The organism is Acinetobacter larvae (assembly GCF_001704115.1).
GTDB lineage: Bacteria > Pseudomonadota > Gammaproteobacteria > Pseudomonadales > Moraxellaceae > Acinetobacter > Acinetobacter larvae.
On the sequence record NZ_CP016895.1, the window covers coordinates 1,618,224 to 1,637,497 of the forward strand.

At 42.4% G+C, this 19,274-nt stretch carries 13 protein-coding genes; 7 read left to right on the plus strand and 6 right to left on the minus strand.

Annotated features, from left to right (window positions below):
• Positions 1-34: 34 nt before the first annotated feature.
• Positions 35-1,006 carry an omptin family outer membrane protease gene (locus BFG52_RS07125; protein ID WP_067554027.1) on the minus strand — a complete coding sequence of 324 codons (972 nt, stop codon included), beginning with the start codon at positions 1,004-1,006 and terminating at the stop codon, positions 35-37.
• Between the two features lie 421 nt (positions 1,007-1,427).
• The gene (locus BFG52_RS07130) at positions 1,428-3,050 is read right to left on the minus strand and encodes a purine-cytosine permease family protein (RefSeq protein WP_067554029.1); all 1,623 of its coding nucleotides are present in this window, start codon (positions 3,048-3,050) and stop codon (positions 1,428-1,430) included.
• 262 nt (positions 3,051-3,312) lie between these two features.
• Here BFG52_RS07130 and atzF point away from each other — a divergent pair, with 262 nt between their 5' ends.
• From atzF to BFG52_RS07155, 5 genes are all read left to right on the plus strand, one after another.
• The gene (gene atzF, locus BFG52_RS07135) at positions 3,313-5,151 is read left to right on the plus strand and encodes an allophanate hydrolase (protein WP_067554032.1); all 1,839 of its coding nucleotides are present in this window, start codon (positions 3,313-3,315) and stop codon (positions 5,149-5,151) included.
• 111 nt (positions 5,152-5,262) lie between these two features.
• Complete coding sequence (gene uca, locus BFG52_RS07140) at positions 5,263-8,883, plus strand: urea carboxylase (protein ID WP_067554035.1); 3,621 nt, start codon at positions 5,263-5,265, stop codon at positions 8,881-8,883.
• Between the two features lie 328 nt (positions 8,884-9,211).
• Complete coding sequence (locus tag BFG52_RS07145; RefSeq protein WP_067554037.1) at positions 9,212-10,243, plus strand: methionine ABC transporter ATP-binding protein; 1,032 nt, start codon at positions 9,212-9,214, stop codon at positions 10,241-10,243.
• Entirely contained in the window at positions 10,244-10,915 is a 672-nt protein-coding gene (locus BFG52_RS07150; RefSeq protein ID WP_067554040.1) for a methionine ABC transporter permease, read from the plus strand.
• 20 nt (positions 10,916-10,935) lie between these two features.
• Entirely contained in the window at positions 10,936-11,748 is an 813-nt protein-coding gene (locus tag BFG52_RS07155) for a MetQ/NlpA family ABC transporter substrate-binding protein (RefSeq protein ID WP_067554043.1), read from the plus strand.
• A gap of 81 nt (positions 11,749-11,829) precedes the next feature.
• Here the strand turns inward: BFG52_RS07155 and BFG52_RS07160 are convergent, their stop codons facing one another.
• The 4 genes from BFG52_RS07160 to BFG52_RS07175 form a co-directional block, all read right to left on the minus strand.
• Complete coding sequence (locus tag BFG52_RS07160; RefSeq protein WP_067554046.1) at positions 11,830-12,387, minus strand: toprim domain-containing protein; 558 nt, start codon at positions 12,385-12,387, stop codon at positions 11,830-11,832.
• Between the two features lie 3 nt (positions 12,388-12,390).
• Positions 12,391-12,837 (minus strand): hypothetical protein, encoded by a 447-nt coding sequence (locus BFG52_RS07165; protein ID WP_067554049.1) that lies wholly within the window; start codon positions 12,835-12,837, stop codon positions 12,391-12,393.
• 270 nt (positions 12,838-13,107) lie between these two features.
• Complete coding sequence (locus BFG52_RS07170) at positions 13,108-14,082, minus strand: NAD(P)H-dependent flavin oxidoreductase (protein ID WP_067554052.1); 975 nt, start codon at positions 14,080-14,082, stop codon at positions 13,108-13,110.
• Between the two features lie 298 nt (positions 14,083-14,380).
• Positions 14,381-14,722: a DUF5713 family protein gene (locus BFG52_RS07175; protein WP_067554055.1), complete on the minus strand. Its 342-nt coding sequence runs from the start codon at positions 14,720-14,722 to the stop codon at positions 14,381-14,383.
• A 246-nt stretch (positions 14,723-14,968) separates the two neighbouring features.
• On the opposite strand from BFG52_RS07175, the gene BFG52_RS07180 reads away from it, so the two are divergent.
• Positions 14,969-17,143 carry a TonB-dependent receptor gene (locus tag BFG52_RS07180; protein ID WP_067554058.1) on the plus strand — a complete coding sequence of 725 codons (2,175 nt, stop codon included), beginning with the start codon at positions 14,969-14,971 and terminating at the stop codon, positions 17,141-17,143.
• Between the two features lie 152 nt (positions 17,144-17,295).
• Positions 17,296-18,780 (plus strand): bifunctional ADP-dependent NAD(P)H-hydrate dehydratase/NAD(P)H-hydrate epimerase, encoded by a 1,485-nt coding sequence (locus BFG52_RS07185; protein WP_067559284.1) that lies wholly within the window; start codon positions 17,296-17,298, stop codon positions 18,778-18,780.
• Positions 18,781-19,274: the final 494 nt, after the last annotated feature.

Sequence of the window (19,274 nt, forward strand, 5' to 3'; positions counted from 1 at the left end):
ATAAAGCCCCATAAACGCGCAGTTCTGAGCATAGTTAGAATTTATATTGTATGCCGACTTGTACAGTTTGATGTTTATTGGAAATACCACCGCCATTTTCATTGAGATATGGTTCTTCATTTACATTTAAAATAAGGGTATCTGATCGAGCCATATCATATTTACTCCAGTTATATTCTGCAAATAATTTGGTGCTAGGAATAATGTTGTAGCCCATATTGATACTTGCACCATAATATTTAGAAGATTTACTGGCTTTATTGAGATAAAGGTTTTCACGTTCATAGTGAATATCTCGGTCTTTTGCTTTAACCCAAGGGCTATATTTTAATTGGGCACTGATTTCAAATTTATTAAATTGATATTGTGTATTAAGTCCCAGATAAGGCATGCTATATTTTTGTTTATAGCCAATGACCATTGCATCATCTGCAAAGTCATATTCAATACTTTGTGCGGTATCTGGAATATAATCTCCATCCTCATCAGACTCGCTGTATTTGGCATGACCACCAAATGCGGACCAACTAAAACGATTTTCTTGATAGCCAGCCAAAAGACCTAATTTAAATGGATTATTATTCAGCATCCAGAAATTCATATTTAAGTCAAATTCATTGGCATGATTTAGATGGGTATTTGAATGGGTTGACCAATCGGTAATCTGAGAACGATCTTCAAGATTAAGCCAATCATAATCATCCATATGTGATTGACCACTGGCTAAAGTCGTCCAACCTTTGGCACTGAGTGAGAGGCGTGGGTGGAGATCCCAAGTAATATCTGCTTTGCCGATGGGAGTATTTTTAATCGACCAATCTAGTTGTGATAATTGCCCAAACTCCTCATCAAAAGAAAATTCTTTGGCAGTTCCTCCCGTTAAAATACCCGAGGAGAGCGCGATAGAAACTTTTTCGGGGCTAAAAGCAGTACTTGCGACTGCATGTGTATTGAAGCTAAAACCAGCCAAATAAAGAGCAAATAAAGAAAAAGATAATTTGTTCATGTGTTTCCCAAAATCATAAGATAGAAGCGTAAATTGTGTTGCAATGCAAAAAGGCTGTTTACAGAAAAGTTTATGGCGAACAGGCTTTTAATGTGTGCTTTAAAATATCTCGATCAATATTAAAAGATTACAAGTCTCGAAAAGTGCAGCATTTTATCGTGAAGTTAATCACGGTTTTATTGTTTTATGTTTTTTAATATAGATATGAATGTAATGGATTGTTTGGTTTATATAAATGGAATATTTTGAGTCAATTTAAATCAATGAAAGCAGCGTGAAATAATTCGCGCTGCGATTTCTAGCGATGGTTAAAATGGTCAGCATAATGCATTTAAAAAATACAAACATCAGCAAAAGACCATCTGGGAGGATGGTCGGGTTTAGAGATTGAAAAACTTTACGGTTTAATGGATGTATAGGGTTAAATTTGCATGGTTTTACATAAGGAACAGAGTATCGCCTGCTGTTTTTGGCAGTACATTACATCTGGACGTTCATAATGTTGCTGACAGACAGCACAGCAATATAACTGCTTATTGGCATTGCCTTGTGCGTCATATCTTGCTGTGGCAATGCCATCATCATGTTGTTTAATATAGTATTTTCCCTTGGTAATCCAACAGAGCAGTGGGGTACAGCAAACAGCAATGGATAAGGCAATAAGGGGCGAATAGGATGCAAGCACCGCTCCAAATAAACCAAAATATGCTGCAATAGACAGCGTGGTCGCCAAACCAAAGGCAATTAAGCCGACAGGGTTAAAGTTGTAGATCATATCACGGCGGTATTCGGGAATTTTCGGGGATAATTTTAAAAGGTATTTATTGATGACGATATCCGTGGCCACCACACTAATCCAAGCAATCGCACAGTTAGCATAAAAGCTCAGGATTTTGTGCAAGAAGGAAAACATATCCATTTCCATCAAGGCTAAGGCACAGGCTAGATTGATTAATACAAAAATAATTCTACCCGGATAGCGTTTGCGGCAACGCGCATAAGCGCTGGTCCAAGCCAAAGAACCAGAATAGGCATTGCTAACATTGATTTTAATCTGTGAAATCACTACTAAAATCACTGCAAAACACATGGCCAACCAAGGATTCATCATAAACTCAAAGGTAGAGACAAATTGTTGTACAGGCTCAGTTTGGTTCACTGCTGGAAATTGTACCAATAAATAAAAGCCTAAAAATGCACCAATGATTTGCTTTATTGCACCAAGGATGACCCAGCCCGGACCAGCGGAAATCACGGCGAACCACCATTGCTTGGTATTTTCGGGTGTTTTATTGGGCATAAAGCGTAAATAATCTATCTGTTCACCAATTTGCGCAATTAAAGCTAAAACAACGCCTGCACCGAGCATAATAGCGGCGAAATCTACAGTTTGATAGCCTGCCTGCCCTTGAAAGTTACGCCAGCTATAGACCAGTTCAGGTTGTTTTAACATGAGATATGCGACAGGGACGACCATCAGCAATAACCAGATTGGCGTCGTCCAAACTTGCATTTTGGTTAGCGCTTTCATGCCATAGACCACCAAAGGAATGACCATGAATGTGGAAATCAAATAACCCAGCCATAATGGGATGCTTAAACCGACCCATAGACCTTGTGCCATGATGGCACCTTCGAGTGCAAAAAATATAAATGTAAAAGATGCAAAGATGATGCTGGTGATCACTGAACCAAGATAACCAAACCCAGCGCTACGACTTATTAAATCTAAGTCAATATTATAACGGGCAGCATAATAAGCCAGTGGTAGCGCAGTAATAAAAATTAATAAGGCTGCACATAAGATGGCTAGCAGTGCATTGGTGGTGCCATAAGCAATGCCAATGCTGGCACCAATCGAAAAATCTGCTAAATAGGCGATACCTCCCAATGCGCTTAGCGCAATGACGCTTGGACTCCACACGCGAAAGCGTTGCGGTGCATAGCGTAAGGTATAGTCTTCAAGGCTGTCTTGAATGACTTGCTCAACTTTTTTATCTTCTATTTTTTCTTCAATATGATCCGTGAAGGAATGATTTTGCATGTTGAGTTCCTCAACCGATAGGGATGATGGGCAAAGAGCAAAAGCTATGCCATGTCGGTGAGTGAGTGATCGAATTTATTATACTGAGCTCACAGTTTATGTGGATGAGGCTTATGTGGGTGAGGCGGGCTTCGTGTTAGCTTGCTACGCATGGGCATGGGCATGGGCATCGGACGAGGCTGCTGGGATATTGTGCAATTGCCAGATTGGCATGCTTTCTGCAAGGCATTTGCTGATCTTGACAAGAGTTGGAGACAACACCGTGAGTCAGCATATCCTCGCAGGATGGACCATTGCCGAATGGCAACATGCTTATCGACATTCAGTCGTACAGTTAGATGATTTAATTGATTATGTGGCGACTTGGCCGGCAGATGATCCGGCGTGGATTAGTCTAGCCAGTGCTGAGCAAATACGTAAGCAGATTGATGATTTAAAACAACATATTGGGCAAGATATCGCACTGCCAGCAGCGCAGTTATTACAACGCTGGCCTTTGTTTGGTATTCCCTTTGCCGTAAAAGACAATATTGATGTGGCTGGCTTTGTCAGTACCGTTGGTATTGCTTTGGCGCAGCACGCGGTTCAAGTTGATGCCGAAGCAGTGCGTTTATTGAAACAAGCTGGTGCGATTGTGGTGGCTAAAACCAATTTAGATCAGTTTGCAACGGGTTTAGTGGGGACGCGATCGCCTTTTGGCGCGGTCCCCAATAGTTTTAATGCAGATTATATCAGTGGTGGTTCTAGCTCTGGTTCGGCATCGGTGGTTGCGCGTGGTTTCGTGCCTTTTGCATTGGCGACCGATACGGCGGGTTCGGGGCGTGTACCTGCGGCATTCAATAATATTGTCGGTTTAAAACCGACCAAAGGACGTTTTTCCAATCGTGGCGTTTTTCCTGCCTGTAAGTCTTTAGATTGTATAGCAGTCTTTGCATTGACGGTCACAGATGTTGCCTTGGTTGGGCATCTACTCGAAGCCTATGATGTGCATGACAGTTATTCTCGTCGGCATCCGCAAAATACCGCAGCAAAGTTTGCACCTCCCGTACATTTTGCGATACCGCAACAATTAGACTTTTTAGGAGACCTAGATGCAGAGCAAGCATTTGCTGCATGTTTGCTGCAATTACAGCAGCTTGGTGTCAAAATCACCCGAATTGATTTTGCCGATTTTGAGCGTCTTGCAGCGCAGCTCTATGAAGGGGCATGGGTTGCAGAACGCACGGCGGCAGTAGAGCCTTATTTGTTGCATGATGCCAAATCTTTTGATGCAACAGTGCTTGAAATTATTGGTAAAGGCTATGATTTCTCTGCGATTGATGCCTATCGTGCACTATATTTGCAACAGGATTTAGCCCGTTGTATTCAACAAACATTGTCTCAATTTGATGCTTTACTTGTGCCAACCGCAGCAACGATCTATCGGCTTGCCGACATCGCAGCACAGCCTATTCAGCGCAATGCAGATCTTGGGCGCTATACCAATTTCACCAATTTAGCCGATTTATCTGCTTTGGCACTGCCAGCAGGTTTTCGCGCAGATGGCTTACCTTTTGGTATAAGTCTGATAGCCAATGCTTGGTATGACCAAGCTTTACTGGATTTTGGTATTGTATGGCAACAGCATTTAGCCTTGCCTTTAGGCGCTTTGCGCAAAGAATATCAACCCAGTATGTCTACTCAACCTCTCTTGGTTGAGCACAGCCCTCATCATGTTTCAATTGCTGTGGTTGGTGCGCATTTAAGCGGTATGCCTTTGAATTATCAGTTAACCAGTCGTCAAGCCGTTTATATCGAAACCACATATACCGCTGCTCAATATAGTCTATATGCCCTCAGTGGTACAGATCCTGCTAAACCCGGCTTGGTGAGACAAAAACAACCGGCTTATTCGATCGAAGTAGAAATCTGGCAAATCCCCAAAGCATATTTTGGCGCATTCGTCGCTGAAATTCCTGCACCATTGGCCATTGGTAATCTAGAACTGATTGATGGTCGCTGGGTAAAAGGATTTATCTGTGAAAATTATGCCATTGAGTCGGCGGAAGATATTAGCACACTCAGTGGTTGGCGTTATTACATAGAACAACAAAGTGCCTAGGGCAATGTCGATACATGGTCATTACCACAAAGCATCATTTTAAAACAAAGCCTTAAAACAAGGTCTTAAAAATAAAGCCTTAAACAACGCGAATGATTCTGGAGAATAAGCATGTTTCATACCATACTCATTGCCAATCGTGGTGAAATTGCGCTACGTGCTATACGAACTTGTAAAAAAATGGGCATTCGCACAGTTGCGGTCTATGCAGAAACGGATCGTTATGCCCAACATGTCAAAGACGCTGATCTGGCAATTGATTTACAAGCATCGCATGCTGCAGACAGTTATTTGTCTATTGAAAAAATCATACAAGCGGCCAAAGACAGTGCCGCAGATGCAATTTTTCCTGGGTATGGCTTCTTGTCAGAAAGTGCCGAATTTGCAACGGCTTGTCAGCACGCGGGGATTGTATTTATTGGACCTCGCGCTGAACATATTCGTCAATTTGGTTTAAAACATCAGGCACGTCTCTTGGCCGCAGCAGCACAGGTACCGATGACACCTGGCAGTGCTTTATTAAATGATATCGAGGAAGCGCTTGCAGCTGCCCAGCAGATAGGCTATCCGATTATGCTAAAGAGCACAGCCGGTGGCGGTGGTATTGGGCTGTGTTGTTGTCAAAATCAACAGCAATTACAACAGGCTTTTGCTCAGGTCAAGCGTTTAGGGCAGCAATATTTTAAAGATGCGGGTGTCTTTCTGGAACGTTATATCGAACAGGCACGGCATATTGAAGTACAAATTTTAGGAGATGGGCAAGGTCAAGTGGTTGCTTTGGGCGAGCGGGATTGTTCTTTACAACGCCGTAATCAGAAAGTGATTGAAGAAACGCCAGCGCCGAATCTACCAGCAAGTACACGACAAAAAATGCAACAAGCCGCAGTTGCGTTGGCACAATCGGTGAATTATTTGAGTGCTGCGACAGTAGAGTTTATTTATGAAGTGCAGCGCGATGAATTTTATTTTTTAGAGGTCAATACCCGTTTACAAGTTGAGCATCCGATTACGGAAATGGTGACGGGGATCGATTTGGTTGCTTGCATGATCCGTATTGCAGCAGGAGAATGCTTAGACTGGGCAGCCCTGAACGGTGTTGCGCAACAAGGCTGTGCCATAGAGGCGCGTCTATATGCTGAGAATCCGATCAAAGACTTTCAGCCGAGCCCTGGTAGATTGACCGAGGTTTATTTCCCTGAGGACGTTCGGGTAGATCATTGGCTCAGCGCAGGGACTGAGGTCTCGACATATTTTGATCCCATGCTGGCCAAAGTGATTGTTCATGCAGAAGATCGCCCACGTGCGATTGCAAAATTACAGCGTGCTTTGGCTGCAACCCGATTAAGTGGTATTTGTACCAATTTGGATTATGTCCAAAAAGTTTTGCAAGATCCGCATTTCCAAGCTGCCCAGATGTTTACGCGTTTGTTAGATGATTTTAAATATCAACCGCATATGATTGAGGTGCTGGCAGCAGGCGCGCAGAGCAGTATCCAGGATTATCCTGGTCGTGTTGGTTATTGGGATATTGGGGTGCCGCCCTCGGGACCGATGGATGACTATGCTTTTCGTATGGCAAATCAAATCGTTGGAAATGATCCGACAGCAGCCGGATTTGAGTTTAGTTTGTATGGACCGAGTTTAAAGTTTCATTGTGATGCAGTGATTGCGATTACTGGTGCGCCGTGTCAAGCAACTTTAGATGGTATAGCCGTGGCGTTCTGGCAGCCTATTGCAGTTAGCGCCGGTCAAGTGTTGAGCTTGGGGGCGCAAACAGCTGGTTGTCGGAGTTATTTGGCGGTACAACATGGTTTAGATGTTCCGCTTTATTTGGGAAGCCGAGCAACTTTTAGTTTGGGGGCTTTGGGTGGTCATGCCGGACGTTGCTTACAGCTCGGTGATATGATTGCTATTTTTGATGGCAAACCAACAGCACATCATCAGGTTGCGCAAGCCATGCACAGTAGCTATATTCCAGATTATCCACAACACTGGCATATTGCTGTACTCTATGGCCCACATGGTGCGCCTGATTTTTTTCAGCCAGACAGTATAGAAGAATTTTTTAGCACAGCGTGGACGGTACACTTTAACTCTAACCGTTTAGGCATTCGCCTGAGTGGTCCTACACCACGTTGGACACGCCCGCATGGTGGTGAGGCTGGCTTGCATCCCTCTAATGTGCATGATTGTGAATATGCGATTGGCGCGATTAATTTTACTGGTGATTTTGCGGTGATTTTGGCGAAGGACGGTCCAAGTTTAGGCGGCTTTGTTTGCCCCTTGACCATTGCATCGGCTGAGCTTTGGAAAATGGGACAACTCAAAGCCGATGACCGGGTCAGCTTTTATCCGGTTAGCATTGCAGAAGCCAATCAAATGGCGCGGACACAACAGGCACAAATAGCCAATTTTACAACAGCACCTGAAAAACCAAGTGCCAGCAGGGTTGCATCCACAGACCCGAGCACATTGCGTACCATCGCCGATTTAGGAGATTGTATTTTAGCCAGTATTGCTGCTGAGGGCGGTCAGCCACAAGTGCAGTATCGACAAGCAGGGGACCAGTATATCTTGCTTGAATATGGTGAAGATATTTTAGATTTGGGCTTGCGTTTGCGGGTACACCAATTGATGCAGCAGATTGAAAATACAGATACCGTCGGGATTTTGGAGCTGGCACCTGGGGTGCGTTCATTACAGATTAAGTATGACAGTTTGCAATTGCCACAAGCACAGTTGCTTGAATTGTTGATCAAACTTGAATATCAGTTAGAAGACACATCACAGCTAAAAATCCCATCTCGTATTTTACATTTACCAATGGCATTTGAAGATGCGGCAACCTTGGGTGCTGTGGCACGTTATCAACAAAGTGTTTGTGCGCAAGCACCATGGTTGCCCAATAATGTAGATTTCTTACAGCAAATTAATGGTTTGGACCATCGAGAGCAAGTTAAAGATATTCTTTATTCGGCACATTATCTCATTTTAGGTCTGGGGGATGTGTATTTGTCGGCGCCGTGTGCTGTACCGCTAGATCCAAGACATCGTTTATTGGGCTCTAAATATAATCCAGCACGAACCTTTACGCCCGAAGGCACAGTTGGAATTGGCGGCATGTATATGTGTATCTATGGTATGGACTCACCAGGAGGTTATCAATTGGTCGGACGTACTTTACCGATTTGGAACAAATATCAAGCTCATCCGCAATTTGCGCAGCAACCTTGGTTTTTAAGATTTTTTGATCAAATTAAATATTTCCCTGTTAGCGAGGCTGAGTTGAGTCTATGGCGTGCGGATTTTGAGCAAGGTTTAAGGCAGATTGAGATTGAGGAAACGGTATTTGATTATGCTGCCTATCAACAATTCTTGCTGGATCAACAACCGAGTATTGATGCATTTCAGCACAAACAACAACAGGCTTTTCAGCAACAAGCAGAATTATGGCAGCAGCAAGAAGTCACGATACAGCAGGTTGAAGATGAAAATTTTGTGACACAAGACTATAGTCATTTAACCGCTTTAACCGCATCAATGACGGGCAATATATGGAAAATATTGGTTGAACAAGAACAATGTGTTAAAAAGGGCGAAACCATTGCCATTATTGAAGCCATGAAGATGGAATTACCTGTTTATGCTACCGATGACGGTGTAGTGAAAGCTATTTTATGTCGGGCAGGGCAAACCGTTCATTGTGGTGAGCCTTTACTTTATATGGCATAAACCGTCCAAGCTTTGACATGGATGGGTTAGCGTAATGCGGGCGCATAATGCGTTTTGATCTTAGAACTTAAGCTATGCGCTTGAATCGGATGGATTTGTGTTTAGATTCGATTCAAGCACTTTTAATCTGTATTTATTTTCAACTCATCTAAGAGCAAGTTTACTGAAATAAGATAGCGCCTGTTGGGTGTATATGAAATCAACAATTCCAATAAATATATCATGGTTTATTAATTATGATTTCTTGATATAAATATCCAATTTAAATTGTTTTTTTAATCTGAATTTTTATTTATGTTGTTGCCATCGTTATAACGGTTTATACATCATGATTCAGATCAACAATGCTTACAAAAATTTTAATGTGAAGAATAATAAAATAATTGCATTAGATCAGATTAATTTAAATATCGAGCCTTCTGAAATCGTCGGGATTATTGGACATTCTGGTGCGGGGAAGTCAACTTTACTTCGCTTGATCAATGGTCTAGAACAAGTCGATCAGGGTGATGTCACCGTGCTGGGACAGACACTGTCCAAAGCATCCAATCAGCAATTAAAAATCCTAAGAAAGCAAGTTGCTATGATTTTTCAGCATTTTAATTTATTAAAAAGCAAAACGGTCTTTGAGAATATTGCCTTTCCATTGGGCTTAGATGCTAAGTTCAACCGTCAGCAGATTCAACAACGCGTTACCACTTTAGCTGCTCAATTAGGTTTGACGGAACATCTACAGAAATACCCAAAACAGTTATCGGGTGGGCAGAAACAACGTGTAGGCATTGCACGCGCCATCGCAAATTCACCGAAAATCTTATTATGTGATGAAGCGACCAGTGCTTTGGACCCCGTAACGACCCATGAGATCCTTAATTTATTATTAAAAATCAATCGTGAATTAGCGATTACCTTGGTGCTGATTACGCATGAAATGAGCGTGATTCGTCAGATTTGCGATCGTGTTGTGGTGCTTGATCGAGGTCGTATCGTGGAACAGGGTATGGTCGATGAGGTATTACTACATCCGATTCATCCTGTAGCACGTTCTTTGATTTTAGGCGAATTAGATTTAAATCATATCGATGTTCCAGCATCTTCGATGCTGATTCGTGTGACAGCGCTGGGGGAATTCGCCAAGCGTCCAAACTATGAAAGCATTGCGCAAATGACCAAGGTAGATTATCAAATCGTTGAGTCTAGAGTCGAGCGTAGTAAAAGGTCTCTTTATAGCCAAACGATTTTGGCACTCAATGGCGGCTCTGTCGATGTATTCCTGCAACAGTTAAACGCTTTGGGAGCACATGTAGACGTTATTGAATTCTCATTACAGAAGCCTCAAAACATAGAAGAGGCTGCCTAAATGTTAGAACTGTTAAGTAATATCAACTATTTGGAGTTATGGGAAGCCACTCAAGCAACAGCGCAAATGTTGTTATGGTCGTTGGGCTTTATTGTCGTGTTGGGGTTGCCGCTGGGTATTTTGATGTATTCATTTGCGGATAGCCGGATTAAAAAAATTCCAATACTGTATCACCTGCTATCTTTTTTGATCAATATTATTCGATCGATTCCTTTTATTATTTTAATGATTTTATTAATGCCGCTGACAGAATGGCTGACAGGAACAACCATTGATGTGGCTGGTGTTATTCCGCCTATTACAGTGGCTGGAATCGCATTTTTTGCACGTTTGACCGAAACAGCATTACAAGAAGTCGATCATGGCGTGATAGAAGCGGCGCAGTCTATGGGGGTGAATTATTGGCAAATGGTCACGGGCGTGCTTTTACCTGAGGCAAGAGCACCGATTATTGCAGCCATCACCATTACTGCCATCGCATTGGTTGATTATACCGCGGTATCTGGCGTCATTGGTGGTGGTGGATTAGGCGACCTTGCAATACGTTATGGTTATCAACGTTATGAAACAGAAATTATGCTCGTCACTGTTGGTTTATTAATCTTGATCGTGCAGTTGATGCAGTTGATTGGTCATAGCGCTGTATTGTATTTCTCAAAAAAATATACTTAATCTTAAACAATAGGTACTTTATGAAGCTTTTCAAAAAAACATCGTTATTGATCGGCACGACGCTATTTTCAGCAGCATTGTGGGCGAATCAAACCGTTACGATTGGTGCCAGCGCAACACCACATGCAGTCATTTTAGAACATATTAAACCTGAATTGGCTAAGCAAGGCATCGACTTAAAAATCAAAGTATACGCAGACTATGTACAGCCCAATACCCAATTGGTTGCTAAGAAATTAGACGCGAATTATTTCCAATATCGACCTTTTTTAAATGATTTTAATGCCAAGAACAAAGCAAATTTAGTTCCTGTCGTTGCCGTACATACTGAGCCATTTTTGCTATATTCCGTTAAAATAAACCATTTGAACCAATTAAAAGATGGTGCGACTGTTGCAATTCCTAGTGATCCTGTGAATGGCGGACGAGGTTTATTATTATTGGCAAAGTTAAAATTAATCACTTTAAAAGCACCATTCAAACAATTGGCACTTCCTACAGATAAACTACCGAGCGTAAGAGATATAGCGTCTAATCCAAAGCACTTAAAAATTAAAGAACTTGATTCAGCAATGCTGCCACGCATTTTGTCACAAGTGGATATTGCAGCGTTAAATAGTAATTATGTGCTTGAGTCAAAGCTGGATATCAAAAAATCGCTGTATATTGAAAATGGACAAGATGGTAAAAATATTTGGGCTGAATATCTGGTGGTCCGCTCTGGCGATCAAAATCGACCTGAAATCCAAAAAATAGCCAAGGCTTTAAATAGCGATGCCACACGACAATTTATTCAGCAACGGTTTAAGGGCGAAATCTATAGCGCATTTTAACAAAAACACTGTGTCTATGGCATCGTAGTTTGCTCGAATGTGGTTGATTGAGTGAATGCTGTAGCGTTACATTTAAATCTGCTATAGTTGATTGAGATAATGTTGTAATGCTAAATCTAAATCGGCTGGTGCATATTCATCAAGATCTTTTGCAAATACTGTACCATGACCGACGCATTTTACCAGTTGTTCGCCTGCCTGATCCGCATCTCCAATCGCAATGAATTGATAGGGCATGGCATAAAACCAAGCATGCATCTGTACGGGATTATTACATAAAACAGCAATGGCGTTATAACCTAACTGATGTAAACACGCTGCTTTAAATATTCCTTCCACCACAAAACAAATTTTTTGTTGGGGTTTAAGCGTTTCTAAGCCCCATAGTGCAATTTGTTTTGCCGTTACCACCGTATAATATCTGCCCAGATGTGGCAGATTAAATGTTTTATCGCTACAGCGAGGATTGTACTGTTGATAGCCGACAAATTGCCCGGAAAGATTATTCAAATAGACTGTGAGGCGCTGATTGCAGTGATCGAGAACGATATTGTGATATAAGTCGGGTGAAAAATTGCGCTTATGTAAATGCGCCAGCAAGGGCAAGGTTGCTGGAGCTGTGGGTGGTATGATGATCATGTTCTACTGACCAATCTGTGTCGTGTGCTTTAACTTTTGTGCTAAATTGGCGGCGCGATTGAGTCGACAAGAAGCAGCATCTAGCCTTTGCCCTTGACCTTCTGTTGCTGCGTCCCATTGGCAATGTTGTTCGGTGTCTTGCCACCATTGAGCAATCTCATCCAAACGTTGATCTTTTTCTATACTGTCTGGTGCATCGATAATCTGAGCCACCGCATCACGGATCAATTGTTCATGCCGCGCATATTCAATGTCTAAGCAGATTAGTAATTGATCAGTCATGCCTCGGCTTTGTGCATTACATTGTGAATACTCAGCGCTTAAGGGGGCTTGCATATAACTGATGTCGGGTACAGGCGTTTTCTCTATATCATTGAGTGAGCTCTGCGCCGATGCCGTATAGGCATATAAACTGCTGCACAGCAGAAGAATAATTGAGGTATATTTCATGGAGTTTATCCTATGCGCAAGAAATAGCAGATATTGAGTGCGTTGATTATAATGGACGCTATTGTTTTTATTAAGAACAATTATTAAGAACAACTATTTTATTGCAATTATTTTCTTTGTGGCGATATTTAGCCAGCAAAGCAAGCTTCATCTGCTTTGTAGCGTCCATGCTACAGTGATTTATCGCATCCATACTATTTTTTTACCGACTATGCCATGCAGGTTGCGTAGCAATAATAAGAGCTAGCATTGCTCTAATACCTTGCGCCTTTAGCCCAATAAGCTTTGACGTGCTGCAATATATTCTTTTTCCAAACGCGCGACCAATTCTGCAACGGATGTAGTTGCCTTCACGGCATTTAAACCTTGACCACAACCCCAAATATCACGCCATGCTTTGACTTTATGTTGGGTACCATCATCACTCGGGGTACTAAAGTCCATGTCTTTTAAATTACCTTCAGGTAAATGATCTGGATCTAAGCCAGCAGCACGAATACTCGGGGCTAAATAATTACCATGCACACCGGTAAATAAGTTGGAATAGACAATATCATCGGAGTTATGTTCGACAATGGCTTGTTTATATTCTGCGCTGGCATTGGCTTCATCGGTTGCAATAAATGCTGAACCTATATATGCAAAATCAGCGCCCATTGCTTGGGCTGCTAAAATACCATTGCCAGTGGCAATAGAACCAGATAATGCCAATGGTCCATCAAACCATTCACGGATTTCTTGTATTAAGGCAAAGGGGCTTTTCACACCAGCATGACCACCCGCACCGGCAGCGACTGCAATTAAGCCATCTGCACCTTTTTCAATTGCTTTTTGGGCAAAGCGATTATTAATCACATCATGTAAAACAATCCCGCCATAACTATGGGTGGCATCATTAATTTCAGTACGTGCACCGAGCGACGTAATAACAATAGGCACCTTATATTTGACGATCAGTTCCATATCATGTTCGAGGCGATTATTACTACGGTGTACTATTTGATTGATTGCAAAGGGTGCAGCTGGGCGATCGGGATGTAAGGCATTATGTTCTGCAATACCTTCAGTAATTTCTTTGAGCCATTCTTCCAATTTTTCTGCAGGTCTGGCATTTAAGGCTGGCATCGCACCAACAATACCTGCTTTACATTGTGCCAATACCGATTTAGGCGTACTGATAATAAATAATGGGGAAGCAATAACGGGGAGTCTCAGGTTTTGCAATATATCTGGAATATTTGACATTATCTATTTCCTTTTGTCGATTACACTTGCCAGTACAATAAGCGCCTGAATTGCGATCTCAGTACACTGAATGAGAAAGCCCAGTGAACATAAATATATCTATTCAGCAGCTTATTTGATGTTAGAAGTCATCATTGCGATGCTACAGGCGTGGTATTTCAATATAGCTGAAGTGCCTAAAATAATGATAGCCTGATGATTATATGCAGCAGTCACGTGCATTATGCTGAATGTTAGCAATTGATATTGATCTTTGAACGATATTTTGCTTTGTCAGCATATTGCGCTTATATTTTGCTCACCAATCGCGTGGTGCAATCAGTTCCTCAACATCGGCATCTGCAAAGTCATAGGCTTTGGCAATAAAATAAAAATCCATCCCAATACAGTCGCGCGCCACTGTTTCAATTTCACTGTCTGCTGCGTCAAAAGCTTCTTGCAAGTCATTTACTTTTTCAGTTGCAGCATGTGTCAATGAATATAATGATGCTAAATTTTGTGGCTGTTGTTGCTCTATTTGCAGACACAGTCCGAGTAGAATCTCTTTGACTTGATCGACTAAGTGGTTGGGATAATATCCATCCTGATACATCTCTGCTAAAAATAGATAGTCTAAAATTTGTTTATTTTGAATCGCCATATAAATCTCAATTGCGCAATGATTTAAAGTAAATAAGAGTAATAGCCGACTCTAGCATTAATGATTTAAAAGTTAAATTACTTTTATAAGGGGCACTGCTGGTATTGCAATGCATGAAGCGAAGGGCTGATATTAAAAATATTGCTAAATCTTTGCATAAACACTTGTTCACTTTACCAAAATTGTCAATACTCATTTGCGAATGCATTTAGCGTAAAATTATTTTGGGATTTTAAGGCAAGGACTGTGAAAAACAATTCATTCTCTCGTTTATCGACCGCATTATGGGCACTGGGTTATTGTGGTAGTTTTAGTTTATATAACATGACCGTACATGCCGCGGTAGCACAGGATCTTTCACAGCTTGAAACCATTGTGCTCACAGCTGAGCCAAACCATTCTAGCGATGATCAGACCACAGTACAGTTGTCGGGTTTTGCCCAACAGAATATTGCCGAAATTCCAGCATCAATTCAGCGTATTAGTGCAGAACGCTTAGCCGATCAGCAGGCAAAAACATTGAGCGATGTGGTTAAAAACGATGCTGCTGTTGGTGAGGGCTATGCGCCGATTGGTTATTATGGCAACTTTATGATGCGCGGTTTTGCACTCAATTTAGGATCAAGTTATTTATTGAATGGGCATTTACTTCGTGGTGAGCAAAATGTTGCCCTAGAAAATAAACAACAAGTAGAGATTTTAAAAGGCATTAGTGCCATGCAAAGTGGCATGTCTACGCCAGGCGGTGTAGTAAATTATGTCACGAAACGTCCGCAAGATATTCGTTCCATTGCTGCATCGGGTGACAGTCGCGGTGGTTATCGTATTGCGACAGATTTGGGTGGGTTTTTCGGCGAAGAACAACAGTTTGGTTATCGGCTCAATGTCGCACAAGAAGAAATGCACCCTTATGTCGATCATGCAAACGGCAAACGTACATTTGCAGCGCTTGCTTTCGATTGGAATATTTCCACGGCGTCGACCTTAATGTTTGATATTGAATCGCAACGTCAGCGACAACGCTCGGTGCCAGGTTATCAGTTATTGGATGGCAGCCAAGTGCCACAAAATGTCAGTTGGGATCGCTTACTGGGTTATCAAAGTTGGAGTAATGCCATTACCAATAGAAGCCTTAATAGCAGTTTAAAGTACAGCCATCAAATCAATGATGATTGGGAAAGTTATCTCGCGGCATCTTATAGCCGTGTGGTGGTAGATGATTATTCGGCTTTTCCATGGGGATGTTATAGCAGTATTTGTCAAAGCACGGGTTTGGGGAATAGTTTTGATCAGCATGGGAATTATGATCTTTATGATTTTCGGAGTCCTGATGATCGTTATCAAAGCACCCAATTTAAAACGGGGCTTAAAGGTACGTTTGCTACCGCTGCATGGCAACACCATTTAAATATGGAGCTGTCTGCATCGCGTAAACGTCATTCACAATATGAAGGGGCAAATACACTCATCGGCACAGGGAATATTGCGCAGGATAGTGTGACGTATCTACCGGCAGATGATGTATCGGTGGGGCGACATTATACCTCCTTAAAAAGCCAACAAACGGCATTGAATTTATTGGATCAGATCGATTTTAATCCCGCTTGGTCAGTGCTACTGGGGGGGAAATTACTGCACCTCAATGAAAGTGCTTATTTGGCAGGTGGAGAAAAAAGTCGAAGCACAGATTTGCATCGCTTTTTGCCACAAGGGGCAGTGCTGTATCAACCTTGGCAAAACACCCATTTCTATCTCTCTTATGCCAAAGGGTTAAGTGATGGTGCTCAAGCACCATGGTATAGCGATAATGCACTTGAAACCTTAGCGCCGTTACATTCTACGCAATACGAGCTCGGCTTAAAACAACAATGGCATCACTTATTATTGACCGCGGCATTGTTTGATTTAAAACAAGATCACCAATATAACAATGCCGATAACATTTTTGTTGCTGAAGGAAAACAGCATAATCTTGGTTTAGAATTGGGTTTGCAAGGGCAGTTAAGCGATCATCTCGATATTGCGACCAGTCTTGCCTTGATACGTTCTCGTTTGACCGATCTATCTGGTCCGGAATATACCGGGCATCAAAGTCAAAATATGCCCAAAGTACGTTTTACGAGTCATCTCGCTTATCAAGTGCCGCAGTTCGAAGGTTTACGGTTATTGGCGGGGATGCAGTATAGCGCGAGTAAATTTGCCAATAAAACAGCGACGGCCAAGGTCTCTGGGTATACAGTCTTTGATTTAGGAGCAGCATATCAATTTCAAGCCCATGGTTTAGCCCATCAGCTTCGTTTTAATATTGATAATCTCTTTAATCAAAAATATTGGCGTGATGCGGGTGGTTTTTTAGGCGATGATTATTTATTTTTAGGTTCACCACGTACTGCACAGCTGACATGGAGCGTGGATTTTTAACTGGATGCATCATGGGGATGCTTCAAATGGGGATATTCAAATCGTGACGTATGCACGATTGGATCTTTAAAAATAATCTGCAAACCGATATTAAATTTGACGAACAGATCGTAGCAAAACAAAGTCGTACAGCAGCAAAAAAGGATCGATATATGCAACAGCCGATCTATCATAGTCGTGATATTCGAGCTTGGGAACAACGTTGGTTTGCACAGGGAAATAGTGCTTATGGACTAATGCAACAAGTGGCATGGACATTATCACAGCGTTTAATCAGCATACTGCGCCAAACGAGCCCATCTGCAGCACAGCAACAGCATAAACCCAAAATCGCCATCTGTTGTGGTTCGGGCAATAATGCAGGGGATGGTTATCTCACCGCAGTTTATTTGACCCAAGCAGGTTTTGAGGTAGAAATTTATGCGGCACAACGCGGGACATCGTTGTCCTTGCAGCAGGCTTATTTAGCCGCCAAGGCTGCGCAGCTGAAGATCATCACAGGTTTTGATTTTCAGCAAGAATATGATGTGTATATTGATGCATTGTTTGGTATTGGTTTAAACAGAGATTTGGATCAGTCTTGGCAACAGATTATTCATCGTATCAATCAACGATCGGGTCTAAAAATAGCGATTGATATTCCCAGTGGCTTAGATGCCAATACTGGACAAGCTTTAGCTTGCGCCATTAAAGCCGATTATAGTTTTAGCGTTTTGGGCTTAAAAGCAGGCTTATATACCGGACAAGCTCAAGAATATACCGGACAGGTTGAGCTATTGGCATTGATTCCACCTGATCCAGCATTAAAAGCACGCGCTTACTTAAGCCCACAACAGATTTATCTTCCTCAGCGTCAGGCTTTTGCACATAAAGGCAATTATGGGCATGTGCTGATTGTGGGAGGGCATGCCAATATGGGCGGCGCAGTGATGATGGCGGCAGAAGCGGCATCGGCAACAGGCGCTGGAAAAGTTACGGTCGTTTGTCATGCAAAACATCATAGTGCGATTTTAAGTCGCGCCCCCAATTTGATGCTAGCCGATATAGACCACATTACCGCAGCAGAGATCGAAGCTTTTATACAACGTGCCGATGCAGTGAGTTTTGGTATGGGCTTAGGTCGTGATGCGTGGGCTGGGCAACATTTTCAAAACTGGTTTAAGGCTTTAAGCCAATCTACTTTAGATGTGGTCTATGATGCAGATGCATTATGGTTTCTGGCCAAACAGCCCTTGTCGTTACATGCCAATCACTATGCCACACCGCATGTGGGTGAGGCGGCAACTTTACTCAATACCACCATTGCAGCAATCGAGTCTGATCGTATTTTTGCCATCCAACAACTGCAACAAAAATACGCTGGGCAATGGGTGTTAAAAGGTTCTGGAAGCCTGATCTTAGAACAACAATTGTGGATCTGTAGCGCAGGTAATGCCGGTATGGGCACGGGTGGAATGGGTGATGTATTGGCCGGCATGATTGCGGGTTTAAAAGCACAGTTCCATACACAAATCGCGTTACATCAAATTGTTAGCTTACATGCCATGGCGGGTGATGTATTGGCACAGCACGGCATGCGTGGTTTACAGGCACAAGATATGAAACATGCGATTTATCAATTGGTCAATGTCAAATAACAGCCTGACGCAGTACGGTGGCTAGCCGATTTTAATCGGGCAACGCCGCCTTGCCTCGCTTTGTTGCTTATTTAAACAAAAGACTGCTTTTTAGCTTGAAGTGACCAAGTCACGTCAAAATTAATCCACAAAAACTGCGGATAAATATTGGGATAACTTTTTCAGCGTCATATTCTGGTCATGATTTTATGCCAGCTCGACAGGGTTTTATGCCAGCTAGGCTGCTGATCGCAGCAGCCTTTAGCGCCACATTGCTGCTTTTTGTCTAAAAATTTACGCAGATTTTACGCCACAGCTAACTTTGTAAACTAGCGATTTTACGCAAGCTCTCAGGATACTGATTACACGTTGAATTGAAATCAGAGAGGGGCTTATGCGCTGGCTTAAGCGAAATGTACCATGGTCTGGGCAGCGGCTGGCTGTCATACCACGATATGGTCAGTACGATACATCTGCGCAGCAGCTTGGATGCAACATGCTGCCACGCCGTGCTA